The organism is Ketobacter sp. GenoA1, assembly GCF_003671475.1.
Classification (GTDB): domain Bacteria; phylum Pseudomonadota; class Gammaproteobacteria; order Pseudomonadales; family Ketobacteraceae; genus Ketobacter.
This window is the reverse complement of the sequence record NZ_RCHM01000014.1, coordinates 1-25,343: the sequence shown is the minus strand read 5'-3', so window position 1 is coordinate 25,343 and position 25,343 is coordinate 1. Positions and strand designations below refer to the sequence as shown.

27 protein-coding genes are annotated in these 25,343 nt (G+C 51.5%); 24 read left to right on the top strand and 3 right to left on the bottom strand.

All coding sequences use genetic code 11. The features are described 5' to 3' along the window. Window positions 1–322: 322 nt before the first annotated feature. The 10 genes from nifL to D9N13_RS05110 all read left to right on the top strand — a co-directional run bounded on the left by nifL (window position 323) and on the right by D9N13_RS05110 (window position 8,877). Window positions 323–1,903 carry a nitrogen fixation negative regulator NifL gene (nifL, locus tag D9N13_RS05155; protein ID WP_290586840.1) on the top strand — a complete coding sequence of 527 codons (1,581 nt, stop codon included), beginning with the start codon at window positions 323–325 and terminating at the stop codon, window positions 1,901–1,903. Between the two features lie 18 nt (window positions 1,904–1,921). Beyond that, the gene (nifA, locus tag D9N13_RS05150) at window positions 1,922–3,508 is read left to right on the top strand and encodes a nif-specific transcriptional activator NifA (RefSeq protein ID WP_290586838.1); all 1,587 of its coding nucleotides are present in this window, start codon (window positions 1,922–1,924) and stop codon (window positions 3,506–3,508) included. 184 nt (window positions 3,509–3,692) lie between these two features. Further along, on the top strand, window positions 3,693–5,213 hold the full coding sequence (gene nifB, locus D9N13_RS05145) for a nitrogenase cofactor biosynthesis protein NifB (protein WP_290586835.1): 1,521 nt from the start codon (window positions 3,693–3,695) through the stop codon (window positions 5,211–5,213). Between the two features lie 72 nt (window positions 5,214–5,285). Next, window positions 5,286–5,564 (top strand): 4Fe-4S binding protein, encoded by a 279-nt coding sequence (locus D9N13_RS05140; protein WP_290586832.1) that lies wholly within the window; start codon window positions 5,286–5,288, stop codon window positions 5,562–5,564. Window positions 5,565–5,570: 6 nt separating this feature from the next. Then, window positions 5,571–6,020: an ArsC/Spx/MgsR family protein gene (locus D9N13_RS05135; RefSeq protein ID WP_290586829.1), complete on the top strand. Its 450-nt coding sequence runs from the start codon at window positions 5,571–5,573 to the stop codon at window positions 6,018–6,020. A 119-nt stretch (window positions 6,021–6,139) separates the two neighbouring features. After that, window positions 6,140–6,688 (top strand): nitrogen fixation protein NifQ, encoded by a 549-nt coding sequence (locus D9N13_RS05130; protein WP_411268135.1) that lies wholly within the window; start codon window positions 6,140–6,142, stop codon window positions 6,686–6,688. Between the two features lie 17 nt (window positions 6,689–6,705). Further along, on the top strand, window positions 6,706–7,494 hold the full coding sequence (locus tag D9N13_RS05125; protein ID WP_290586823.1) for an ankyrin repeat domain-containing protein: 789 nt from the start codon (window positions 6,706–6,708) through the stop codon (window positions 7,492–7,494). Between the two features lie 25 nt (window positions 7,495–7,519). Next, window positions 7,520–7,855, top strand: coding sequence for a Grx4 family monothiol glutaredoxin (gene grxD / locus D9N13_RS05120; RefSeq protein WP_290586820.1), 336 nt, complete (start codon window positions 7,520–7,522; stop codon window positions 7,853–7,855). Further along, a complete protein-coding gene (locus D9N13_RS05115) occupies window positions 7,856–8,122 on the top strand; it encodes a BolA family protein (protein ID WP_290586817.1) in 267 nt (88 codons plus the stop codon). 26 nt (window positions 8,123–8,148) lie between these two features. Next, window positions 8,149–8,877 carry a dinitrogenase iron-molybdenum cofactor N-terminal domain-containing protein gene (locus tag D9N13_RS05110; protein ID WP_290586814.1) on the top strand — a complete coding sequence of 243 codons (729 nt, stop codon included), beginning with the start codon at window positions 8,149–8,151 and terminating at the stop codon, window positions 8,875–8,877. Between the two features lie 41 nt (window positions 8,878–8,918). Here the strand turns inward: D9N13_RS05110 and D9N13_RS05105 are convergent, their stop codons facing one another. Together D9N13_RS05105 and D9N13_RS05100 are read right to left on the bottom strand one after the other, a co-directional pair. Beyond that, entirely contained in the window at window positions 8,919–9,137 is a 219-nt protein-coding gene (locus D9N13_RS05105; RefSeq protein ID WP_290586811.1) for a Nif11-like leader peptide family natural product precursor, read from the bottom strand. Between the two features lie 184 nt (window positions 9,138–9,321). Next, window positions 9,322–9,669 (bottom strand): NifB/NifX family molybdenum-iron cluster-binding protein, encoded by a 348-nt coding sequence (locus tag D9N13_RS05100; RefSeq protein WP_290586809.1) that lies wholly within the window; start codon window positions 9,667–9,669, stop codon window positions 9,322–9,324. Between the two features lie 257 nt (window positions 9,670–9,926). Between D9N13_RS05100 and D9N13_RS05095 the strand changes: the two genes are divergently transcribed. After that, complete coding sequence (locus D9N13_RS05095) at window positions 9,927–10,133, top strand: hypothetical protein (protein ID WP_290586806.1); 207 nt, start codon at window positions 9,927–9,929, stop codon at window positions 10,131–10,133. Between the two features lie 72 nt (window positions 10,134–10,205). Here D9N13_RS05095 and D9N13_RS05090 read toward each other — a convergent pair whose 3' ends face one another. Further along, window positions 10,206–11,066: an SIR2 family protein gene (locus D9N13_RS05090; protein WP_290586803.1), complete on the bottom strand. Its 861-nt coding sequence runs from the start codon at window positions 11,064–11,066 to the stop codon at window positions 10,206–10,208. A gap of 497 nt (window positions 11,067–11,563) precedes the next feature. Here D9N13_RS05090 and nifH point away from each other — a divergent pair, with 497 nt between their 5' ends. The 13 genes from nifH (at window position 11,564) to D9N13_RS05025 (ending at window position 24,613) form a co-directional block, all read left to right on the top strand. Next, the gene (gene nifH / locus D9N13_RS05085; protein WP_290586800.1) at window positions 11,564–12,439 is read left to right on the top strand and encodes a nitrogenase iron protein; all 876 of its coding nucleotides are present in this window, start codon (window positions 11,564–11,566) and stop codon (window positions 12,437–12,439) included. Window positions 12,440–12,573: 134 nt separating this feature from the next. Continuing rightward, on the top strand, window positions 12,574–14,058 hold the full coding sequence (gene nifD, locus D9N13_RS05080; protein WP_290586797.1) for a nitrogenase molybdenum-iron protein alpha chain: 1,485 nt from the start codon (window positions 12,574–12,576) through the stop codon (window positions 14,056–14,058). A gap of 65 nt (window positions 14,059–14,123) precedes the next feature. Then, on the top strand, window positions 14,124–15,695 hold the full coding sequence (gene nifK, locus D9N13_RS05075; protein ID WP_290586794.1) for a nitrogenase molybdenum-iron protein subunit beta: 1,572 nt from the start codon (window positions 14,124–14,126) through the stop codon (window positions 15,693–15,695). A gap of 121 nt (window positions 15,696–15,816) precedes the next feature. Beyond that, window positions 15,817–16,038 (top strand): putative nitrogen fixation protein NifT, encoded by a 222-nt coding sequence (nifT, locus tag D9N13_RS05070; RefSeq protein ID WP_290586791.1) that lies wholly within the window; start codon window positions 15,817–15,819, stop codon window positions 16,036–16,038. Window position 16,039: 1 nt separating this feature from the next. Then, window positions 16,040–16,747, top strand: coding sequence for a dinitrogenase iron-molybdenum cofactor biosynthesis protein (locus tag D9N13_RS05065; RefSeq protein ID WP_290586788.1), 708 nt, complete (start codon window positions 16,040–16,042; stop codon window positions 16,745–16,747). Continuing rightward, on the top strand, window positions 16,744–17,019 hold the full coding sequence (locus tag D9N13_RS05060) for a DUF6129 family protein (protein ID WP_290586785.1): 276 nt from the start codon (window positions 16,744–16,746) through the stop codon (window positions 17,017–17,019). Before D9N13_RS05065 ends, D9N13_RS05060 begins: the two co-directional genes overlap by 4 nt. Then, window positions 16,988–17,797 carry a 4Fe4S-binding leucine-rich repeat protein gene (locus D9N13_RS05055; protein ID WP_290586782.1) on the top strand — a complete coding sequence of 270 codons (810 nt, stop codon included), beginning with the start codon at window positions 16,988–16,990 and terminating at the stop codon, window positions 17,795–17,797. Before D9N13_RS05060 ends, D9N13_RS05055 begins: the two co-directional genes overlap by 32 nt. A 208-nt stretch (window positions 17,798–18,005) precedes the next feature. Continuing rightward, window positions 18,006–19,196, top strand: coding sequence for a Na/Pi symporter (locus D9N13_RS05050; protein ID WP_290586779.1), 1,191 nt, complete (start codon window positions 18,006–18,008; stop codon window positions 19,194–19,196). Window positions 19,197–19,219: 23 nt separating this feature from the next. After that, window positions 19,220–19,444, top strand: coding sequence for a hypothetical protein (locus D9N13_RS05045; protein WP_290586776.1), 225 nt, complete (start codon window positions 19,220–19,222; stop codon window positions 19,442–19,444). Window positions 19,445–19,625: 181 nt separating this feature from the next. Next, a complete protein-coding gene (locus D9N13_RS05040) occupies window positions 19,626–19,898 on the top strand; it encodes a nitrogen fixation protein NifZ (RefSeq protein WP_290586773.1) in 273 nt (90 codons plus the stop codon). Further along, on the top strand, window positions 19,895–21,532 hold the full coding sequence (locus D9N13_RS05035; protein WP_290586770.1) for a SagB/ThcOx family dehydrogenase: 1,638 nt from the start codon (window positions 19,895–19,897) through the stop codon (window positions 21,530–21,532). The genes D9N13_RS05040 and D9N13_RS05035 overlap by 4 nt, the downstream gene beginning before the upstream one ends. 1,231 nt (window positions 21,533–22,763) lie before the next feature. Further along, a complete protein-coding gene (locus tag D9N13_RS05030; RefSeq protein WP_290586767.1) occupies window positions 22,764–23,537 on the top strand; it encodes a hypothetical protein in 774 nt (257 codons plus the stop codon). A 638-nt stretch (window positions 23,538–24,175) separates the two neighbouring features. After that, on the top strand, window positions 24,176–24,613 hold the full coding sequence (locus D9N13_RS05025; protein WP_290586765.1) for a hypothetical protein: 438 nt from the start codon (window positions 24,176–24,178) through the stop codon (window positions 24,611–24,613). Window positions 24,614–25,343 lie beyond the last annotated feature (730 nt).

The following is a 25,343-nucleotide window of genomic DNA, read 5'->3' as shown; positions in this document are numbered from 1 at the left end:
CATGGAAAAAAGCCGACAAAATCCAGTGCGGTTACCTAATCAATCATGGCTTCCAGGCCCCGCTTTTTGTTGTTTCCTGTGCGCTTGCACAGGGATAGTGCGGTGGCTTGGCGACAGTCTTGTCGGGTTTACGACAAAAGCATTGATCCGGGTCAAAGTAGGATTGTTCGTTATGCTACAAAAACAACAAAATGACACGACAAACCCCAGCAATGACGGCATTTAGCGGGCGGCACGCATTTTGCTGAACCTGCTATACCGAAGTGCTGATACCTGGCATTGATACTGAGTTACGGTGCGCTTGCATCGTTCGGGGTGAAACATGAGCAAAAACCTGTATGCAGAACCGCATGATCACGATGAAGAGGGCAATGTACCCGCCGGCATGACCGTAAATGAAACACTGTTGGCGGATGAGGTGTTCTTTCAGGCAGTAGAGCATTGCCCCGTTGCCATTTCCATAACGGATCTGAAGGCAAATATTGTTTATGCCAACCGAGCGTTTACTCAGGTAACCGGTTACGCCAAAGACGAAGTGATTGGAAAGAACGAATCCATTTTATCCAATCACACCACACCGCGCCTGGTGTATCAGGCCTTGTGGGGGCGCCTGGCTCAGCAGCGCCCCTGGACCGGGATGCTGTTGAATCGTCGTAAGGATCAAAGTTTGTATCTGGCGGAGCTTACGGTTGCTCCGGTTATTGATCAGGAAAATAAAACGGTGCACTACCTGGGTATGCATCGCGACAGCACCGAAGTTCATGAGCTGGAACAGAAAGTACTGAACCAGAAGCTGATGATCGAGGCGGTGGTGAACTCAGTGCCTTCTGCCATGGTGCTGCTGGATGATGCCGGCCGCGTGGTGTTGGCCAATCCCAGTTTCAAACTGTTGGCGCAGGAGCTGGCGCCGGATGAGCCGCTGGAATCGTTTCTGGAGGTGCTGGATCTCAATATGGAGGGGTGCATCTCTGCCTTGAAGCAGCAGCGCAAGTGTTTTGATGGCGCCGAACTCAGCATTGACCTGGGGGGTGGGTCCCCCAAATGGTTCTCTTGTTTTGGTACCAGTATTGAGGTCAAAAATGAAAGTGCCGATGGCTTCTTTGAACAGGTCATCAGTCATTATTCCCTGCTGATGATCAATGATGTCAGCTCATTGCGCCGGCGCCAACAGGAAACCCACCTGAATTCGCTGAAAGCACTGATGACCGAAGAAGACATGGTGCAGGGTATGCGTGAAACGGTGAACGGCGCCATTCATCAATTGCAGGGGCCGGTGAATCTTCTATCCGCGGCGGTGAATATCCTGCAACGTCGGGCCGTTGATGATAAGCAGGACGGCGCGGTTCTGTCGGCCCTGGAAGAGGCTCTGCAGGCGGGGCAGGCGGCGTTGGATAATCTGCAGGAATCCCTGCCCCCACCGCTTCAGGAAACCAAACAACCGGTTAATATCAATCAACTTATCCGGGAAGTTATTTCGATTGATGCAGAAAAACTGCTGGCGCAGGGTATTACCGTTGAGTGGAACCCTTCTTTGCGCCTGCCGGCGCTGATCGGCCGGGAGCGCCGCCTGCGATCCATGTTCAAGCAGCTGTTCGACAACGCCATTGACGCCATGAGTGAACGGGTGGTGAAACACCGTGAGCTGACCATTGTGACCCGGGAAGAAAAAGAGATGGTCATTATTGAGATCAGTGACAGCGGTGAAGGTATTCCGGCGGATCTGCACGTCAAAGTATTTCAGCCTTTCTACAGCACCAAAGCCAGCGGCCAGGGCTGTCGGGGTATGGGTTTACCAATGGTTCAGGAGATCGTGTCTGATCACTCCGGCACGGTCTACATCGACCCCAATTATCGGAATGGTTGCAGAGTCATTGTGCAATTGCCTGTTACATCGGCAGGCTAACGGACAGCGAGCGTAGTAATGAATACTTCGATAGTGACTAAACGTGGGTTAAGTGTGGGCAGCCGTGCGGAACTGATTGAACGTCAGTTCAAAGCGCTGTGCCTGGTATCGCAAACTCTTTGTCGCGCCAAAAATATTGAAGAAACCCTGGATGGTATTCTGGCAGTGTTACACAAGGAGAGTGGGCTGTTGCATGGTGTGATCACGCTCTCGGACCCTGAGCATGCAATGCTGCAGGTGGGCGCGCTGTACAGCGAAAACGAATCCGTCAGCAAGGCCTCATCCGGCGTTCGTTATCAGGCGGGTGAGGGCATTGTGGGCCGAATTCTGCAGCATAATACCTCCATTGTACTGGGGCGCATCTCATCAGAGCCGCGCTTTCTGGATCGGTTGGCTCTCTATGATCTGGAGTTACCGTTTATCGGGGTGCCGATTCGGGGCACGGATGGTTCTGCGATCGGTGTATTGGCGGCCCAGCCGGATGTGCCGGCGGACGACTACCTGCCGGATCGAACCGCCTTTATGGAAGCGGTAGCGGATCTGTTATCACAAACGGTGCGCTTGCTGGTGAATGTGGAGAAGGGCCAATCCATCGCCAGTGAACGGGACGAGCTGCGCCGGGAAGTGCGGGGCAAATACGGTTTTGAAAACATGGTGGTGGGGCATTCGGAAGGCATGCGCCAGGTGTTTGACCAGGTGCGGCGGGTGGCCAAGTGGGACAGCACGGTACTGATATTAGGTGAATCAGGCACCGGAAAGGAGTTGATCTCCAGCGCCATTCACTATAATTCGCCACGGGCCCACAACCGGTTCGTGCGCCTGAATTGCGCCTCCCTGCCGGAAACCCTATTGGAATCGGAATTGTTTGGCCACGAGAAAGGTGCGTTCACCAATGCGGTGAAACAGCGCAAAGGGCGCTTCGAGCAAGCCGACGGCGGCACCCTGTTCCTGGATGAAATCGGAGAGATCTCCCCCATGTTTCAGGCCAAGCTACTGCGTATCCTGCAGGAAGGTGAGCTGGAGCGGGTAGGGGGCGGCCAAACCATCAAAGTGGACGTGCGCATTGTCGCCGCCACCAACCGCAACCTGGAAGCGGAGGTGGAGAAAGGCAAGTTCCGTGAGGATCTGTACTACCGCTTGAACGTAATGGCCATCCGCTTACCGGCGCTGCGGGAACGCATTGTGGATGTGCCGGAGCTGTCGAAGTTTCTACTCAGTAAAATAGCCAAACAGCAGGGACGGGATCTGCGCCTGACGGATAACGCGATCCGTATGTTAATGGGTTACGACTGGCCCGGTAATGTACGTCAGTTGGAAAACTGTCTGGAGCGGGCGTCGGTGATGAGCGAAGAGGGCACCATTGATTGTGACGTCATTGCCTTACCCGATAACTACGGTGGTGGCAGTGCCATTATCCCTTCGGCCCACAATATCGTGCCTGAAGTGGACCTGAACAATCCGGAAATGGATGAACGTGAGCGTTTGATTGCGGCACTGGAGCAGGCCGGCTGGGTGCAGGCCAAGGCGGCACGCCTGCTGGGTATGACCCCACGCCAGATTGCTTATCGCATTCAAACCATGAAGATCAACGTACGCAAAATATAACTCTCTCCAGGCACTGACATTGGTGCCGTTCCCTACATCCTGAATTGTGAAATTGTTGTAACAAAGGCCACAACGAACAAGTTGCAAGAAAATTAAGTACTGCAAAAACAGTGAGTTAAGAATAGGCACAGCCATTGCACTTCTTCTCATACGTTTGGGTGAAACAGCTAGAGGAGTTCTCGTGATGGAACTGACAGTGCTAGATCAAGAAGCGAATAATAGTGAAGCCAGTAGCTGCGTCTCTGGGTCATGTGGCAGCGACAATGATCAGATGAGCCATTTGACGGATGAGATCCGTGAAAAAGTACAGAACCACCCGTGTTACTCCGAGGAGGCGCATCATTACTTCGCACGGATGCATGTGGCGGTCGCACCAGCCTGTAATATTCAATGCCACTACTGCAATCGCAAGTACGATTGTTCAAATGAATCCCGCCCGGGTGTGGTGTCTGAGCTGCTGACGCCGGAAGAGGCTGTCATGAAAACCAAAGCTGTGGCGGCCACCATTCCGCAGATGACCGTGCTGGGCATTGCCGGGCCGGGTGATCCGTTGGCCAATCCGGAGCGAACTTTCGATACCTTCCGTATGTTGTCGGAACAGGCACCGGACATCAAATTGTGTGTGTCCACCAATGGACTGTCATTGCCGGAATCGGTTGACGAGTTGGCGAAGCATAACATCGACCATGTAACCATCACCATCAACTGTGTTGATCCGGCGGTGGGTGAAAAAATCTATCCCTGGATCTATTGGAACAACAAGCGAATCCGCGGCAGGAAAGCAGCCAAAATACTCATCGATCAACAGCAGAAAGGCCTGGAGATGTTGGTGGAACGCGGCATCTTGGTGAAGGTGAACTCGGTGATGATTCCAGGTGTAAACGATGAACACCTGAAAGAGGTAAGCCGTATCGTTAAACAGAAGGGCGCATTCCTGCACAACGTTATGCCGCTTATTGCGGAAGCCGAGCACGGTACGTTCTATGGTGTGATGGGGCAGCGTGGTCCGGAACCGGAGGAACTGCAGGATTTGCAGGATGCCTGTGCCGGTGATATGAACATGATGCGTCATTGCCGCCAATGCCGGGCGGATGCGGTGGGCCTGTTGGGCGAAGATCGGGGTGAGGAGTTCACCCTGGATAAAATCGCCGAAATGAACATCGACTACAACGCTGCCATGAAGACACGAAAGGTGGTGCACGAAGGCATCATCGAAGAGTTGGATGAGAAACGTGCCAAACGTGAACGTCTGGCGGCTGTCAGCATTCCCGAACCCAAAGATCAGATTGCAGCGCACTACCGGCCGGCATTGATGGCGGTTGCCACCAGTGGTGGCGGATTGGTGAACCAGCATTTCGGGCACGCGACTGAGTTTCTGGTGTACGAGGCGTCGCCTACCGGAGTGCGCTTCATCGGCCACCGCAAAGTCGATCAGTACTGTATTGGTGGTGATACCTGCGGCGAAAAGGAATCGGCGTTGAGTGGTAGTATTCGAGCGCTGAAAGGCTGTGAATCGGTGCTGTGTTCAAAGATCGGTTACGAACCCTGGTCGCTACTGGAAGAAGCCGGTATCGAACCCAATGGCGAACATGCCATGGAACCGATCGAGGAAGCCGTATTGGCAGTGTACAAGGAAATGATTGCCGCCGGAAAACTGGACGAAGCAGCACCGGAAGAAGCGGCACAACAGGTAAATGCGGGATAAACCCGGTCAGCTCATACCATGGCAGGTGTTGTGGTGTGAGCGATCACCAAATCAGTAGAGAGGAATTTGGTCATGGCACTGAGTATTGTTGAATCCTGTGTAAACTGCTGGGCCTGCTACGACGTGTGCCCCAGTAATGCAATTTATTCAAGCTCGCCGCACTTCAAAATCAACCCGAAAAAGTGCACAGAGTGCGAAGACGATTACAAGCACCCACAGTGCGCGAGCATCTGCCCCATCGAGGGCGCCATACTGGATGCGGCTGGTGAATCCATGAATCCGGCGGGCTCATTGACGGGCATCCCGCCGGAAAAGCTGGAAGAGGCCATGCGCGAGATACAGGCTCGGTAAGCTGCTATGTCAGTGCCGGTACTGGAATTCTATGAAAAGCCCGGTTGCATCAATAACCGTAAACAAAAGGCGTTATTGACGGCCGCCGGGTTTGAATTGAATGTACATAACCTGTTGACGCAGCCATGGCAGGTAGAAACGCTACGTTGCTATTTCGAGGGTTTGCCATTGCCCCAGTGGTTTAACCCCAGTGCCCCGCGTATCAAGCAGGAGCAGATCAAGCCGTTTCTGCTAACAGAAGAGCAGGCACTGGCGGAAATGGTAAAGGATCCTCTACTGATTCGGCGGCCGTTGATTGGTTGTGGCAGCCTGCGTCGGGCAGGCTTTGATCTGGATACCTGGCTTCCGTTGTTGAATGGACAGGCCGCCGATACGATTTCGGTGCCGGACGATATAGAGACCTGCCCCCGTCAGACGCAGTTGGAACGGGGTAAAGCTGGAGGTTGTGAAGCATGAATGCACGGGCAAAGCTAACCAAGCAGGGTTGGACCCGGATTCGCCTTGGAGCAGAGGCTGACACCAACGGCTCAGAACATCATTCTGTCACCGATAATCCACTGGCAGTCAGAGATCAGATGCAGCATGCCCGATTACTTTCCCGTTTGATCAGCAGCCAGCGCCAGGGGCGGGGATGTTTGCCGTTTTGTCTGGGGCTGATGCCGGTGGAATTTGTCTGGGTAGTGACACAGCATTTTGCTGAATGCCCCACGTTGAATGCGATCCTGGATGTAACACTGCCTGCGAACAGTGTTGCCGTTGACAAGGGGCGACTGCGTCAGGACCTGTTAACCCTGCGTCAGGATGAGTGGGTGGAGATACGGGATCTGTTACTGTCCGCACGGGCCGGCAAAGACAGCTTTGAATTGCATCTGGCCGCTATCGTGGCGGCAGCCTGCCTTGGGGGAGACCACTTATGGCGGGATCTTGGATTAGGCACACGTACTGAACTCAGTGAGTTGATGCAGGTGTATTTTCCGGATCTGGCATGGCGCAATGCCGCCGACATGAAGTGGAAAAAGTTTTTCTACAAACAGTTGTGCGAACAGCAGGGGGGGTATGTGTGCCGTGCGCCCAGTTGCGACCAATGCGCAGCGTATGACGATTGTTTTGGCCCGGAAGACTGAACATAGGAGTAATGAACATGAAAGCCTATCGCTGTATATCGGTTGAAGAAGCGGAAGAGCTGATACTGGGCTCCCACACACTGATCCTCGACATGCGTGACTTCCGCTCCTATATGGCGGGACATCATCCAAAGGCATTGCATTTGAGCGACAGTAATCTTCGCTCATTGCTGAAACACACCGCGAAGCATGTGCCAATTCTTATTTATTGCTACCACGGCAATTCCAGTCAGGATATGGCGCAACTGTTTGGTGATTTCGGATTTGAACAGGTGTACAGCCTTGATGGCGGATGGGAGGCCTGGTTTCAAGTGATCACACCACCCACCAAACCATTGAGCAATATGTTGTGCGGCTGGCTCGAACTCCATAGCTTTGACCCGGACAACCTGGATGCCAAAGGTGAGAACCACCATACTGCATTGATGGTTGCGGCACTCGAATCCAATCTTGAGGTGTGTGAAGAGCTACTGGAAAAAGGGGCCTCGATTCATCCGCTGAATAAAGATGGCAACAATGTGCTGTGGTCGGCCTGTGTGGCAGGCAATATGAATCTGATTCGTTTATTGGCCCGGCATGGTGTCGACATCAATAATCAGAATGATAATGGTGCCACGGCATTGATGTACGCCGCCTCCCACGGGAAAACCGGCATTGTGCAATTGCTGATGGAGTTGGGGGCAAAGAAAGATCTGGTAACGCTTGATGATTTCAGCGCGTTGGATGTGTGTGCCGACCGCGAGACGCTGAAATTGCTGCGCAACTGGGGAGCAGAACCCAGCCTCGGTCAGGTACAGCACTACTAAACACGATACGTAACAGGAGACTCATATGTCCACTGACAACCCATCCAGCACCGAAGCGATCATTCGCGATCAATTGGCGCAGAATCCGGTGATTCTGTACATGAAAGGAACGCCGGACGCGCCGGAGTGTGGCTATTCCGGTGCAGCCGTGGCCGCCCTCAAGCAAACCGGTAAGCCTTTTGCATTTGTGAACGTATTGCAATCCCCCTTTATTCGGGAACGATTGCCACGGGTATCCAACTGGCCCACTTTTCCCCAGCTGTTTGTTAAAGGAGAGCTGATTGGTGGTAGCGATATTATTGTTGCCATGGTGGGTGATGGTTCGTTGATGCCCATGCTGGAAGAAGCCGAGGCGGTGTAGATGCAGACGGAACAGGTAGTCCAACGAATTGAAGGTGCCCTGCCTGGTGCAGAAGTCAGTGTGGAAGGAGAGGATTGCAGCTTTTCAGTTGTGGTGCTGAGCCCGGAATTTGCCGGCCTGCCGGTGGTGAAACGCCAGCAGAAAGTACTTGCAGCGTTTTCCACCGAATTGCAAACGGGCGAACTGCATGCATTGACGGTAAAGGCGCACACTCCTGAGGAATGGAAGTCGTTTCAGCAGGCAGGTCTGACGCAAATTGAAATGTGAGGCTCTGACAGAGAGGGGAGTAGCTCATGAGTGATGTACCGAATCTAAGCCGGGAGGCGGCACTGCGGATTGCTCTGGCATCCAGGGTTTTGCCCGGGATTGATCTGCGGCAGCTGCTGGACGTGTTGCACCGCCGCATACCCGGTGAGCTGAATGAGGAATCCCTGACCACGGTGACCGTAACGGATCTGAAAACCGGATTCGGCAGCGCCGATGGTGAGGAGGACGGAGAAGACATCAGTGTGGGTTTACCTGCGCTGAAGGAAGCCGTGCGTATTCTTTGGGGCGAGCTGAGTGACGATAACCTGCCTGAGGTTGTACCCTGTGAAACGCCCCTTGATAATGCCATTCGGGTGGCGGTGGCTTCTAACAGTGGTGAATCGCTCAACGGTCATTTTGGATCCTGTATCCGTTTTCTGGTGTATGAGATGAATGCAGAGCAGATCCGCCTGATTGGTATTCGCTCCGCCCTGGAAGCCGATTTTTCTGATGATCGCAATGGTTACCGAACGGATCTTATTCGTGATTGCCACGTACTATACGTGGTGTCCGTGGGGGGGCCGGCCGCGGCCAAGGTGGTGCGGGCCGGCATTTATCCCATTAAGCAGATCGATGGGGGAGAAGCCTTGGAAGTGCTGGCCAAATTGCAGACGGTCATGGCCGGTTCTCCACCGCCCTGGCTGGCCAAAATTCTGGGCGCTGATCCTGAAGATCGAATTCGATACCATCGTGATGAAGAACAGATCGCCAGTTAGCAAAAAGGGCATGTGATCATGCCCTTTTTTTTGACTGTGGTTCAGGCTCGTAACAGGGCCTTTGCCAGCCGCTCAGACAGTTGATCCTCGGTAAACTGAGGTTCGTTGGGGGGGTACAGTGAATCTTCATCAAACTCAAAACCATTGTCCCGCGCCAGTGCGAACATTTCTTTCATTTTTACACAGGCTTTCAGCTTCTCAGCCAGCTCGGGTTCGGATTTCGCCTTGGCAGAAAATCCAGCGATTGCTTCAACAGACATAGTGCTTATCTCTCTTACAGGTTGTTATTCAAGGTGCAAGGGAGCAATAGCAGAAAGCGGGCCAACAGCAGGGTTCTGAAACAGGATCTTGAAACGTGCTAAGTGATTGATTATCCGAAAGTGTTGCGCCCACGGGGCTGACTCCTTTGTGTGCTTTACGACAGCCAGTTGCTTCAGGGTGGGTTTACGACATTCCGGCCGTACGGGTGGCGGCCCAATCGGTGATGGCCGGCACAATCTCTTCCCAAGGGTAGTCAGTGACGGGTTCCACGCCCCTGGCCCTTAATTTATCCGCCGGGCCGTCGCCCACTTTCGCCACAAAGACAGCCTCACAGTCGCCTATTGTGTCCAGTATTTTCTGCAGGGCAGATCTGTCGCCATGTCCACCAAGACAATAGTGATCCACATGACGCTGTTCCACCAGCTGTACACCGGTTTCGTGCAGAGCATAAATGAAAAACAGTTTGGCGTGGCCGAAGTGTTCATCCACCGCTACGCCGTGTTTTGATGCCACCGCGATCTGAATGGCCATTGCTGTTTCCTTTCTCAGTAAGACGTAATCAATGACAGTCTTGCTGCAAAATTCACACCGCAGGATCAACAAAAAAATCTGGTTCAGATCTTGCTCTATATCAATGTAATTACAGAAAACGGTGTAGTTTGTTCGAAATCCTGTGGCAGATACCACACAGCCTATGGCTTTCGTCGTGATTGCTTCACGTTTTTTGTAATGGGTCACCACTACGAAAATCCGACGTTACGACTTTGAGATAGAGAGAGGATCACATCATGGCAGAGTTCTACATTGAAAAAAACGAACGAGAAACCGGAGATCACCTGGTGCATTTTTCGAGCTGCAAAGTGCTGCCCCGAGCGGACAGCCTGCGTTATCTGGGGTCCATTGCCAGCTTTGACAGCGCATGGCAGGAAGGTAAAAAAGTGTATCACCAGGTAAGTGCCTGCACGGAGTGCGCGGCCAAGTATGCAATAGCCTGATGTGGAATTAGTGCTGGGTTACTGTGTCGTTAAGATTGGGGGATACCGGCTCAGGTATCCCCCAAACCAGTATCAGGCGACACTGGTGAGGGCCGACTTGTCCAGAGCCAGTAAAGCGGTCCAATCCGCGTCAATGATCTGCAGGTTTTTCTTGGCGCAGAAACGTTTTTCCTTTTCGTTGGCATCGGGCAGCATCACCCAGCCGCTGGGTTCACCCGCTGCATAGATGATATCGCTCAACACCATGCGCTCGGTGTCTCTCTGCATGCGCAAACCCATGAACAGATACTGCTTTTCTTTGCGGTATTCCTTCAGGAACGATGGAATGGCGAAGCCCCCCATCAGTTCAGTAATGTAGTCAACATAATCAGCATCCGATGCCACATAGTTGGCTTCCGGCCAGGGTGTACCCATGGGTTTGAACAGAATCGGCAGTGAGGTGTCCACTTCTTGCTGTTGAACCTCAGAGTATTCAGCACCATTATGCTGGTATATTTTGAAGCGAAAGTCGGTACCGGCCATGCGGGCCAGGCCGACGATCAGAATATGCGGGCGTTGGCTATAACATTGCTGCAGTTGGGTGTCACGGTTGATGTCCACTACATAGTTGGGTTTAAGTTCTGTCAACCAGCGGTGAAAGCCGGATTGCGTCCATTGGGTTTCAGCATAGGTTCTGGTGAGAAATTTCTCGATAAACTTGCGGCCACGCTTTTGTTCCAGGTTCATGGCAGCGCGAGGAAACTCATACATAAGCCTGGGCGCCATGGGTTTGCCATCGTTCATGGCCAAAATCAGGCTGTCGCTGTCTGCGGGAATTGCCTCGCCGTTTTCTGCATTCACCACGCCCTGTAATACGCCTGGGCCAATGTAAGGAACCACGTTACCTGTTTGAATACCGCTGATTAGATCCGCTAGTAGTTGTGTATCTGCCATGATATTGCCTCGCTCGTTATAGGAAACATAGAAGCTGCTTTAGTGGAAACACCTTCTTCTATAGGGAAGAACCAGTGGCAAGAACCACGCCAGCGTTAACTGCATGATTTTATGAAAGAATCGATTGTGCCTGTCGTAACAATGTCAGAGCGGGGGGCTTCCGGCGGATGTCTTTGGCGCATTTGCGACAAAAAAAACCGCTGCGCTGCCCCTGCGATTGACGCACATCAATTTGTTCAAATTGCCGCGCATAATTTGTTGTTATTACGACACCATTCCTGTTTGTGTAGCCTACAAAACGCCGACAGCGCGTTACCTGCTTAATCAATAAAGCAATATAAAACAATAAGTTATCAAGGTGGTGCGCAGCTGGCACAGTGCCTGCACTTGGTTAGGCGTGTGCAGGCATCCACACCTTTCACTCATTGCAACGTTGTCTGCCGCACAAAGTTTCTTAAGGCCACCTAGCGCCTGGAAAAACCTAGAGGAGAACGATTATGGCAATGCGTCAATGTGCAATTTACGGAAAAGGCGGCATCGGTAAGTCAACGACTACTCAGAACCTGGTTGCTGCCCTGGCAGAAGCGGGTAAGAAAGTAATGATCGTGGGCTGTGATCCTAAAGCAGACTCCACTCGTCTGATTCTTCACTCCAAAGCACAGAACACCATCATGGAAATGGCTGCTGAAGCCGGCACCGTGGAAGATCTGGAACTGGAAGATGTATTAAAAGCCGGTTACGGCGACATCCGCTGTGTTGAATCCGGTGGCCCGGAGCCAGGTGTTGGATGTGCCGGTCGCGGTGTAATCACTGCTATCAACTTCCTGGAAGAGGAAGGTGCATATGAAGATGACCTGGACTTCGTATTCTACGATGTACTGGGCGATGTTGTATGCGGTGGCTTTGCTATGCCGATCCGTGAAAACAAAGCGCAGGAAATCTACATTGTGGTATCCGGCGAAATGATGGCGATGTATGCCGCCAATAACATTTCCAAGGGTATCGTGAAATACGCCAATTCCGGCGGTGTTCGTCTGGCTGGCCTGATCTGTAACTCACGTAACACAGATCGTGAAGACGAGCTGATCGAAGCTCTGGCTGCCAAGCTCGGCACTCAGATGATCCACTTCATCCCACGAGACAATGTTGTACAGCGTGCTGAGATTCGCCGTATGACCGTCATCGAGTATGACCCTAACGCCGGTCAGGCCGATGAGTATCGTGCTCTTGCCAACAAAATCATCAACAACGAAAAGCTGGTCATTCCAGAGCCTTGCACCATGGATGAGCTGGAAGAGTTGCTGATGGAATTCGGCATCATGGATGAAGAAGACCTGAGCATCGTAGGTAAAACTGCGGCTGACGAAGCCTAAGCAGTTCCGCCTGGGTGCGCTCAGGGTTTGTTCGGGATAGGGCAGATTAGCCCTATCGAATACGGTGGCGCAGATACAGCAGTCGCGCCACCTGTATTCGCGACCCGTCAACCTAAATAGAGAGGAGACTGACCATGTCTGTCATGTCACGCGATGAAGTTGAATCCTTGATTCAAGAAGTACTGGAAGTTTATCCGGAGAAGGCGAAGAAAGATCGTACCAAGCACCTTACGCCCAATGACCATGAAGTAGAACAGTCCAAAAAGTGCATCACCTCCAACAAGAAATCCTTGCCTGGTGTGATGACCATTCGTGGATGCGCCTACGCTGGTTCTAAAGGTGTGGTGTGGGGCCCCGTTAAAGATATGATTCATATCTCACACGGCCCTGTTGGTTGCGGACAATACAGCCGTGCTGGACGCCGTAACTACTACATCGGTACCACCGGTGTGAATGCCTTCGTTACCATGAACTTTACCTCGGATTTCCAGGAAAAGGACATTGTTTTCGGTGGTGACAAAAAACTGGCCAAATTGATTGATGAAATCGAAACCCTGTTCCCCCTGAACAAGGGTGTGACCATCCAATCAGAATGTCCTATTGGTTTGATCGGTGATGACATTGAAGCGGTTGCCAAGAAGAAAACCGCTGAGCATGGCAAAACCGTTGTCCCGGTTCGTTGTGAAGGCTTTCGTGGCGTTTCCCAGTCTCTGGGTCACCACATTGCCAACGATGCGGTACGTGATTGGGTGCTGAGCGCCCGTGACGAAGACGACAGCTTCGAAACCACTCCTTATGATGTTGCCATCATTGGTGACTACAATATCGGTGGTGATGCCTGGTCCTCTCGTATTTTGCTGGAAGAAATGGGTCTGCGTGTGGTTGCCCAGTGGTCCGGCGACGGCACCATTGCTGAAATGGAATTGACACCCAAAGTGAAGCTGAACCTGGTTCACTGCTATCGTTCCATGAACTACATCTCCCGTCACATGGAAGAGAAGTACAAGATTCCCTGGATCGAGTATAACTTCTTCGGCCCCACCAAGACCGTTGAATCCCTGCGTAAGATCGCCTCGCACTTCGATGAATCCATCCAGCAGAAGTGTGAAGAAGTGATTGAACGCTACCGTCCTGAGTGGGATGCCGTCATTGCGAAATTCCGTCCTCGTCTTGAAGGCAAGCGTGTCATGTTGTACGTCGGTGGTCTGCGCCCACGTCACGTGATCGGAGCCTATGAAGACCTGGGTATGGAAGTGGTTGGTACTGGTTATGAATTCGGTCACAACGATGACTACGATCGTACGATCAAGGAAATGGGTGATGCCACCTTGTTGTATGACGATGTCACCGGTTATGAGTTTGAGGAATTTGTGAAAGCCGTCAAGCCTGACCTGATCGGTTCCGGTATCAAGGAAAAGTATATTTTCCAGAAAATGGGTGTGCCGTTCCGTCAGATGCACTCATGGGATTATTCAGGCCCTTATCATGGCTTTGATGGTTTCGCCATCTTTGCCCGTGACATGGACATGACCCTGAATAACCCTTGCTGGAAAAAACTGCAAGCACCCTGGAAAAAGACAGAAGCTGCTGCTGACGAAGCTGTTGCCGCGTCTGCTTAATTCCATAAACCATACCCAGTTACCCGCCGGACCACAGATTAGTGGCGCGGGAGGAGGCAAAGATCATGAGTCAGGAAGTTGACAACATCAAGCCGAGTTATCCCTTGTTTCGTGACGAGGATTATAAAGAGTCACTGAAGAACAAGCGTGAAAACTTCGAAGAAGTACACTCACAGGAAAAAATCGATGAAACGTTCCTGTGGACCACCACCAAAGAATACCAGGACCTGAACTTTCAGCGCGAAGCGCTGACAGTGAACCCAGCCAAGGCTTGCCAGCCTCTGGGTGCAGTACTCTGTGCCCTGGGTTTTGAGAAGACCATGCCATATGTGCACGGTAGTCAGGGTTGTGTGGCGTACTTCCGAACCTACTTCAACCGTCACTTCAAGGAGCCGATTGCCTGTGTATCCGACTCCATGACAGAAGACGCTGCTGTATTCGGTGGACAGAAAAACATGATGGACGGGCTGGAAAACTGTAAGGCAACTTACAAGCCTGACATGATTGCGGTATCGACCACCTGTATGGCTGAAGTAATCGGCGATGACCTGAACGCTTTCATCAACAACTCCAAGAAGGAAGGTCATGTTCCTGATGAGTACCCAGTACCGTTTGCCCATACCCCCAGCTTTGTGGGTAGTCACGTAACCGGTTGGGATAACATGTTCGAAGGCATGATTCGTTACTTTACTTTGAACTATATGGAAGACAAAGAAGTCGGTAGCAACGGTAAGATCAACATCGTACCCGGCTTCGAAACCTATTTGGGTAACTTCCGTGTTATCAAGCGTATGCTGAAGGATATGGACGTGGATTTCACCATGTTGTCCGATCCCGAAGAAGTGCTTGATACTCCAGCGGATGGTGAGTTCCGCATGTACGCCGGCGGTACCACGCAGGCGGAAATCAAGGATGCACCGAATGCGCACAACACATTCCTGTTGCAACCTTGGCATTTGCAGAAAACCAAAAAGTTTGTCACCAATACCTGGAAGCACGAAGTACCCAAAAACCTTATACCAATGGGCCTGGACTGGACCGATGAGTTCCTGATGAAAGTCAGCGAAATTACCGGCAAGGAAATTCCAGAATCCCTGGCCAAAGAGCGTGGCCGTCTGGTTGATATGATGACCGACTCCCACGCCTGGTTGCACGGTAAGCGTTATGCCCTGTGGGGCGACCCGGACTTTGTTGAAGGCATGGTCAAATTCCTGCTGGAGCTGGGCTGTGAGCCTATTCATATTCTTTGTAACAACGCCAACAAGCGTTGGAAAAAGGAAATGGAGAAAATCCTGTCTGAGTCACCCTATGGTGCCAACAGTGAAGTGCACATTGGTAAAGACTTGTGGCACATGCGTTCGCTGGTGTTTACCGACAAGCCTGATTTCATGATCGGGAATTCCTACGGTAAGTTCATTCAGCGTGACACCTTGTACAAAGGCAAAGAGCATGAAGTGCCGCTGATCCGGATCGGGTTCCCGATCTTCGATCGACATCACCTGCATCGTCAAACCACTATGGGTTATGAGGGAGCCATGCAAATCCTCACCACCCTGGTGAATGCAGAGCTGGAGCGCTTGGACGAAGCCACCCGCGGCATGCAGACAACAGACTACAACTACGACCTGGTTCGTTAAGTAGTAACTTCTCCCAGAGGTTGTTTGTAGATCGTCCTTTATTCCGCAGCGGGAATTCCCGCCCGCTGCGGAACTTTTTAACGCGACTTGTCGCGATTTACCGCAACAGTGAGGTGGTGTTATGCCAAACGTAATGATTCGTAAAGATGAAGCGGGCAAGATGACGCTTTATGTCGCCAAGCGGGACCTGGAAGAGGATATTGTTTCCATAGAGCATGAAGCGGAAGACCGTTGGGGCGGTGAGATTACCCTGGCGGATGGTTCCAGTTACTATGTGGAACCACTGACTGCGGCCCCTTCCTTACCCATCACCGTCCGCGCCAAGCGTGGCGAGGCAGGCTAATATGGTGTCCCAGGCTGTTAATGACGATGTGGCATTGCGCATCGGTCTGGCAGCGCGCGCGTTGCCGGATGTTGACGCAAAATCATTTGTTTCTATAGTGATATCTGCTGTAGGTCAACCTATTACCACCAGCAAACTGTCAAAATTGCGCCTTAACCGGTTGAAGCAGGCCGGCAATGGTGTATTGGATATTGTGGATGAGCACGATTTGAAACGTGCACTTTCTTTTTTAAAAGGCCGTGGCATCAAGCTCGAAGCGGAACCGCTGCCTGAAGTCAGTGCCTACCAGCCGGGAGATATGCCGGGTTCCATTCGGGTGGCCTGTAGCTCAGACAACGGCGATAAGATCGATGGCCACTTCGGCTCCTGTGAGCGATTCCTGATTTATCAGGTGGCCGCCGATGAGATCCGCTTGATAGAAATTCGCACCATACCCGAGATCGACCCGGAAGCGGACAAGAACAAACACCGCGCCGAGTTGATCAACGACTGTCATGTACTGTGTACCACCTCCATTGGGGGCCCGGCGGCGGCGAAAGTGATCCGTGAGGGGTTGCATCCTATCAAATTGAAGGCCGCTGCTCCCGCCGATGAATACATCGCAGAGTTGCAGACAGTGCTAAAAGTGTCCCCACCGCCCTGGTTGGCCAAGGTGATGGGTGAAAAGCCGGAACAGCGGGTTCGATTCAATCAGGAGGCAGCATCATGATTAACCGACATTCATTACAAGCCATTTTGGATTATGTGGATCAAAAGGGATTGAGTGAACAGACCTTAACTGAGTTGCGCGGTCAGTTCCCGGATTGTCATTTCACCTACTGCATGGACGATGACGTTATTTATTCTAAAGCCTATGCCGAGACGGAAGGTTATAACGTTTACCTGGTGGATTCCCGCGCTCACTGTTCCACGCTGACAGCGGATGCCGATGTGGCATCAGGTATTGTCTTTGCTGAAGTGGTGGCGGAAGAAGCCGCCTGAACAGGATGTGGACGTGATAATGGATTCCCGTTGCGATGATGACCTGACCCCCATAGCCGATTGCCGTATGTGTCAGTATCGGCGCACGCTGTTGCTGTCCGGGCGTTGCAGCCCCGGTGACAGCTGTGTCGTGGTGGACAGTGGGCGCCAGATCGATCGTTTCTTTCGCATCAACCCGGAGTTGGCACCTTTATATACCCAGGATAAGTTTTGGGAACGGCGGGCCATTGCCGCACGTTACCTGCCGGTGGAGAAGTTGACCCAACTGATGAACGATCCGGATGAGGCGGTGCGCCGCGCCGTGGCCTATCGTCTACCCCGGGAACAGTTGGTGGCCCTGATCGATGATGAAGACCGCGAAGTGCGAATTACGGTGGCAGACCGTTTACCCATCGAGCAGCTGGAGCGCATGGCGTCCGACGCCGACTACCTGGTGCGGGCCTACGTGGTACAGCGCTTGCCGGTAGGCCGCTTGTTTCGGTTTATGCGTGATGCCGACCGTCAGGTACGCAAGCTGGTGGCCAAGCGGCTGCCGGAAGAAAGCCTGGGGTTGATGGCGATGGATCCGGAGCCCGAGGTGCGCCGGATTGTGGCCTCCCGCATGAGCGGGGAATCGGTGAAAGTCCTGCTGGATGACGAGGATTGGACAGTGCGTCTGGCGGCTGTGCTGAATGCACCGTTATCCTGTCTGGAAGCGATGGCGGAGGATGCTGATCCTGAGGTGAGGGAAGCGGTCCAGGAACGGCTGCTGGAGCAAAGCACCTCACACACTGACTAGGATCAAGACTTCCGGGTCGTGGGCGCTGATTAGAAAAATACCAAGCCCGACAGGCAGATAGGGTAGGCGGCCGGTATCTGCAGTTGCACCCTGTTCGTTTTCTGTACAAAACCTTCCAAAATTTGAGCTGAAACCATAGTGTAATAAGCGCGGTTTGGTGGTAGGTTACACGCATTTTGTGATCCACCACTAAAACGAGCAGCAGAACATGTCTAAGGAAACGGTCTTGACCGCGACACCCACCCATGTTTCAGATAGCCACGCAGCTGAGCTGGCACATGGCCCCAGCTGGTTGAAATGGCTGAAGATCGCCGGCTTGGTATACCTTCTTCTGGTTTCTGTTTCCCTGATTGGTGGTGGTTTCAAGCTGGCCGCCGGTGAGCACGCCAAGGAGCTGTTTGCTTTTGCCAGTAATCCGGTTGCCGGTTTGGTGGTGGGTACGGTTGCCACTGCTCTGATTCAGTCTTCCAGTACGGTTACCTCCATTATCGTGGGCCTGGTGGCAGGCGGGTTGCCGGTGGGGATTGCGATTCCCATGATCATGGGAGCCAACATCGGCACCACCATTACCAACACCATTGTCAGCTTGGGCCATGTGCGCCGGGGCGATGAATTCCGGCGTGCATTTTCGGCGGCCACCATCCACGACTTCTTTAACATCATGTGTGTATTGATTTTTTTACCCCTCGAGATCATGTTCGGCTTTCTGGAGAAGGCGGGTGGCTGGCTCTCGACGCATCTGATTGGGGCGGAATCCATGTCCATGAAGGGGATGAATTTCATTAAGCCCGTGGTAAAACCGCCGGTCAAACTCATCGAGTCGACCATGAGCGGCCTGCCGGACATGCTCACCGGTGGGGTGATGATCCTGTTGGGTGTGTTGACCATTTTTGTGGTGATTACCTTCATTGGGAAGCTGCTGAAGTCCCTGATGGTGGGCAAGGCCAAGGATATTCTCCACTCTGCCGTGGGCCGTGGCCCCATCAGTGGAATTACCTCCGGTACGGTGGTGACTGTATTGGTGCAGTCCAGCTCAACCACCACCAGCCTGGTGGTTCCACTGGCGGGCAGTGGGGTCTTCTCCCTGCGCCAGGTTTACCCCTTCACCCTGGGCGCCAATATCGGTACCTGTATCACCGCATTGTTGGCAGCCACCGCCATTGTGGGCCCCAGCGCGGTTTTTGCGCTTCAAATCGCGTTGGTGCATTTGCTCTATAATGTATTAGGAGTGCTGGTTATTTACAGCATACCGTTCCTGCGTGAGCTGCCCATCAAGGGCGCCGAAAAAATCGCTGATGTTGCCGTGCGCAACAAACTGGTGGCCTTGGGCTACATCGCAGGGATGTTCTTTGTCATTCCTTTTGTGATGATCGGCATCAGCAATCTGATTGCCGCGTGATCCAGTCAGTGGGGAACCAAGCCATGAACGTAAAGCGCCAAGAGCTGGAACGCAAAATTGAAGAGATGGAAGCTGCCCTTGCCAGTATGAAGCAGCAGCTGAACCGGGCGGTGGAAGAAGAGCAGCACGAAAGTATCGAACATCTGGATGAGCACCTGCAGGAGATGGAACACAAGTGGGAAAACATCCGAGAGTTTTGGCCGATTGTGGTTAAGGAATTTCGTGAGCGCTTCGTTGCCAAAAAATAATCCTCTGGCAAACCAATTGCATTGACTCCATAAGGAAAACAGAGACACCGCTGCCCTGTTTTCCTTAACACCCTGACAAACGGGGAATTACAAGGAGCCATAGCATGATTACCCTTTTACTATTGGCCTGGTGCCGTGTCAGTTTTGTTGGCTTTGCGACAACCGTAGAGGAAATCCAACCATGAGCCTGAGACACGTCCACAATGGCGACGCAATCTACGCTGCCGTTCGTATCGTAAACGACGGATCTGTTCCTCATGCCGACGACAACGAGGTGTTTGCCGAAGTTGGCACCATGGGTATGTTGATCAACACCGGCCATCTGGAAGAAAACCCTAACGAAGAGTTGTTCCTGGTGAGCTTTCAGCTACCCAGCGGGGAATTGGGCCCACCTGTAACCTGTCTCGAGCATGAGCTGAGTACCACGCCACCGGTACCCCACGTTAAAGTATGACGGATTCTTCCAACCGGGATCTTGTTGTTCAGTACCATGATCGGACCAAGCATCGATTGGATGGCTATGCCAGGGGCCCTGATACCCTGGATTGGGATGCGCAACCGGACCCATTCCGGCGTTTTGACGGCGCTGAATGCATTGCCCTTCCGTTGGTGGCTGATCAGTTATCGGTGCCGTTTTCGAACCTATCATCAAGTGATCCAATACCCGTTCATTCGTTAGCGCTCACCAGTGTTTCCATCTTGCTGGAAAACGCGTTGGCACTCTCAGCCTGGAAACAATATGGTGCCGCCCGCTGGTCGCTGCGGGTGAATCCCTCCAGCGGTAATCTTCATCCCACTGAAACCTATGTGATCGCGGAGAGCGTAGCAGGGCTGGCTGATGGTGTTTACCATTATCGTGCCGATGAACATGCCCTGGAACTGCGTTGCGCCTTTTTGGAGGAGGGCGGCGACAGTGCTCCACGCGATGCAGCCCTACATGTGGCGTTTAGCTCCGTACATTGGCGTGAGGCCTGGAAGTATGGTGAGCGTGCCTATCGTTACTGCCAGCACGACGTGGGCCATGCGATGGCTGCAGTCAGTTACAGTGCCGCCGCGTTAGGGTGGAGCGCAAAACCTCAATTGCACATGGGCGATTGCAGTCTGGGCCATTTGCTGGGGCTCGAACGGGATGCGGATTATGGTGATGCTGAACATGAGCACCCTGACCTGCTCATGTCGATGGTGACAGACCAGTGCAGCAACCCTTGCCTGGATGTAGAGCGCTTATTGCTACGATCGCAACGAGGCACTTGGTTTGGGCAGGCTAATGTATTGGATCAACGTCACCTATACCAATGGAAACTGATCGACGACGTGAGTTCGGCCTGTGAAAAGCCGGATTCCGAACCTATGGTGATGAACGAGGAAAGCTGCGACCACACCACTCCGGGTGTTGCCGTTCCAACGAATCATCCGGGCTCGGCCGGCAAGCTGTTTCGTCGGCGCCGCTCAGCTCAGGCGTTTGATGGTAAAACTGAAATGCCGCTACCTGCTTTTGTGCGTTGTTTGGATCAATTGCAGGTTCGCGCCTCCATGGCACCCTGGAGCGCTGCACCGTGGTTGCCCCAGTTGCACCTGATCCTGTTTGTTCATCGGGTGGAAGGGCTTGCACCTGGGCTGTATGCAATGCCACGAAGTAAAAAAGGGGAGGGCATGATGCGCCAGTCACTGCGCCGGGAATTTCTGTGGCAACAGGCAGAAGTGGCCCCTCCAAGCCTGCCGCTATACTGTTTGTTTCTGGCCAAAGCAGAACGCACCATCTCGAAATTAAGTTGCCAGCAGTCCATTGCCGGTGACAGTTGTTTTAGTGTGGCGATGTTGGCTGAATTTGATGCCGCGCTGATACAAGGTTCCTGGCATTACCGCAGGTTGTTCTGGGAGGCGGGGGTAATGGGGCAGGTGTTGTACGTGGAGGCGGAGGCCGCCGGCCTGCGTGGCACCGGAATCGGCTGTTACTTTGATGACCCCGTGCATGAATTGCTCGGAGTATCTGATCATACTCTCCAAAGTTTGTACCACTTCACCGTGGGTGGCCCGTTAGTGGACCACCGCATCACGACCTTACCGCCATATCCCCGGAATCGTTAGCCCCTAATTATCGGCCTTGTGTTCATCTGTGGTTGGGACGGTGATCTGGTGAGGCTTGTGTAAAATTACTGATAATTATTTAAAAAACATTACCTTACCGACAGGAATGAGATGAGGGGATATAAGTCGTAGAGACGTATATCTCGGGTGATTAGGTGAATTTAAATAAGTGCTATATCATTGTTTATCAGATAGTTAGGAAGATAAATGTACGGATGTGGATAGGTTGATATCGTACTCAAGACGGTTGATTTGGGGATATACGTTTTTGGTACGTAGATGTAAATGTTAAATGGTGCCCTGTAGTTTGATTCGTTTTAAGAGGTATTCGGCTTCGCCGGAGCGCTATAAGTTTGGGTAGTGGTATCAAATATTTGAGTGGCTGATAGTGGTCACGTTCGTTGAACTCTACCAGCAATGAGTGTTGCAGTCGTATTTTCCAAGTACCGCTGAGACATAAATTGCGTGGTTCTTAATAGGTCTGGCGGGCTGTTGAAGGTCGACCCTCAAACCGTACGTTCTTCGTGGTTGTAGTAGGGTGTATTGGTGGTGGCAATTACGGTATTCTAATTGTCATGTTCGTTGAGCTTAGGGTGGCGCGCTCGCGCCACAACGAGGTTGTTGGTAGGTTGGTACCGGCACCGTTTTAACTATCCGGTCAACGCGGACCCATCTACGCCGCACCAACATGTGGTCGCTACGCTTCTACCACATGTTGGCACAACGCAGCTGGGCCGGTTACCTCAGCGTTAAATGGTGCCATGTAGTTTGATTCTTTTTAAGTGATATTCGGCTTCGCCGGAGCGCTATAAGTTTGGGTAGTGGTATCAAATATTTGAGTGGCTGATAGTGATCACGTTCGTTGAACTCTACCAGCAATGAGTGTTGCAATCGTATTATCCAAGTGGCGCTGAAACATAAATTGCGTGGATTTAAATAGGTTTAGCAGGCTGTTGAAGGTCGACCCTCAAACCGTACGTTCTTCGTGGTTGTAGTAGGGTGTATTGGTGGTGGCAATTACGGTATTCTAATTGTCATGTTCGTTGAGTTTAGGGTGGCGCGCTCGCGCCACAACGTGGTTGTTGGTAGGTTGGTACCGGCACAGTTTTAACTATCCGGTCAACGCGGACCCAGCTACGCCGCACCAACATGTGGTCGCTTCGCTTTTTACCACATGTTGGCACAACGCAGCTGGGCCGGTTACCTCAGCGTTAACTGAAGTCAGCAATATATGCGTATTTTAATATTACCTGCGTTTTGGATTTCTATGATGGCAAGTGCGGAGTGGATACCACCTAAAGGTATAGATCCTGGAGATGTATTGAGGCAAGCTGTTGAAGACCGAAACAATGGGGAATACGGACTAGCTTTAGATAAGCATATTTGGTTTCTTGATCATGCACTAGAAATTGATGAGGCATATTTTGGGGTTCGTCTATCCTACAATTTGGACGAGTGGGCGCTTCTCGGGGACAAGTATCCTCCAGCAAAACTTGCTCTTGTGACCAAAGCTAATCTGGCAAAAACCGAAATTGAGGAAGGCTCCGGAAATGTAAGGGATGCATTTCACGATTTTTCTTCTATTAATGAGTATATAGATTCCACACAAGATACCATTAAGTTATTCGAATGGCTTGATAGGAATGCCCCAGATAAGGCATCAAAAGTTTTTAATCTGGCTTTTCCTGCATTAATTGATGCACATGAATACGTGATTATCGGTAAATATATTGATGTCCAGAAGCGTTTGAAGCAAATTAACAAGCTGTATGATACACATTTGAAATACCTTAACGACCCTGAAATGGGTGCCGGAATGCTTGAATACTCTGAGCAGAGCTATACATATGGTATAGGTTCGTTGGTGGCGGTACTTGTGAATTTGGATAGAAGAGATGAAGCAATTGAAGTAGTAAATGCTTCCTCTGGAAAAGTTCTAAATAAAGAATATGAATCAACAATAAATAGCGCATTGGCGGGGAATCCACCTCCAAAATGGCCATAGCACAGTTAACAAAGGCATGCACAGGAAGCCAACTACGCGCCACCAATTGTGGTGCGCTACGCGCACTTTACCACAATTGGCTCTGCTCCGTTGTCTCCTGTGATGCAGGCGTTAAATGGTGCCCTGTAGTTTGATTCGTTTTAAGTGATATTCGGCTTCGCCGGAGCGCTATAAGTTTGGGTAGTGGTATCAAATATTTGAGTGGCTGATAGTGATCACGTTCGTTGAACTCTACCAGCAACGAGTGTTGCAATCGTATTATCCAAGTGGCGCTGAGACATAAATTGCGTAGTTCTTAATAGGTCTGGCGGGCTGTTGAAGGTCGACCATCAAACTGCTCGTTCTTCGAGGTTGTAGTAGGGTGAATTGGCGGTGGCAATTACGGTATTCTAATCGTCATGTTCGTTGAATTTAGGGTGGCGCGCTCGCGCCACAACGAGGTTGTTGGTAGGTTGGTACCGGCACCGTTTTAACTATCCGGTCAACGCGGACCCAGCTACGCCGCACCAACATGTGGTCGCTTCGCTTTTTACCACATGTTGGCACAACGCAGCTGGGCCGGTTACCTCAGCGTTATGCAATATCGGCCTTATTGCAGTCCGTTTAGATTTGGGGTTTAGACAAAGGAATATTTCGACGTGGATACATCAAATGATATGACTTCTGATGATTTTGATAACATCAGGCTACTATATACTGTGTCAGTGTCTGATATTGCTAACTTTAAGCAGACTCAATGGTATATTTTAAACCAGTCACTAGTATTATTTGGTGCTTTGGCAACTATAGAGCACAGTTTTGAATTTGGGAGCGGTAATAATAACGTTATCTTCGTTATCGCAGGGTTTTTGATTTGGTTAGCTGGTTGTGGGCTGCTACAGAGACTAGATGGTTCGATAGAAGCTAGAAGGGAAAGGTTAAAAAATTGCAGATTGAAGCTGGGTGACAAGTTTATAAAAGCGTGGAAAACCAAACATTCTGGTGATAGCTTGCTTTGGTTTTTTGAATCCATACTGATGTTAGCCTTTATAGCCTATACTTTTTTTATATGTGTCGCATTTGCAAAATCATGCTAAAAAGTACCTATCATCAACTATGATAGTGCCACATATGCATAACAAAAAAATGCACGTGGACACAGTTACGCTCCGCAATTTTTATGGTGTCGCTTCGCTCGTTTACCATAAAAACTGCTCCGCTACACTGCGCCAGTGATTTTGGCGTTAAAATCGCGGTTGGTTTTGATAACTAAATTTAGAAGTTGCTTCGCCTGATCGATCTTTGGTGGTGGCAATATAAAATGAAACGCGGGCTGGTTGGTTCAGTTCGCCCCAGCTCTACCGGTCGGAAAAATCGAGTTAGCGCTTGGGTGGTGGGGTTGCCATGCCAGGTAAAGTCACAGCTTACTGGGTATGGGCTATCTTTAAGGTTGCCACGTTTATACCGTTCGTTCTTCGTGGTATAGCAGGTATTTTGGTTGGGGCAATTGCGGTGTTCTAATTGTCTCAGTTTATAGATCTGGTTCCGCTTGCGCTTCACAAATGGGTTGTCGGGTGCTTTAAGTGGCGCTAGTTTTAACAAATTGCAGCACGCGGACCCAGTTACGCGCCGCCATCATGTGGTTTGCTGCGCAAACTTACCACATGCTGGCTCTGCTCCACTGGGCCGGTGTGCAAGGCGTTATGCAAGGTCATATTTCATACATATAAGGAGACAACGATTATGAATATTCTAAGAAATTGGATGATGATTGGTTTAGTGGTGTTAAGTACAAATATATTCGCGCAGGGAGATAAAAATATTCAA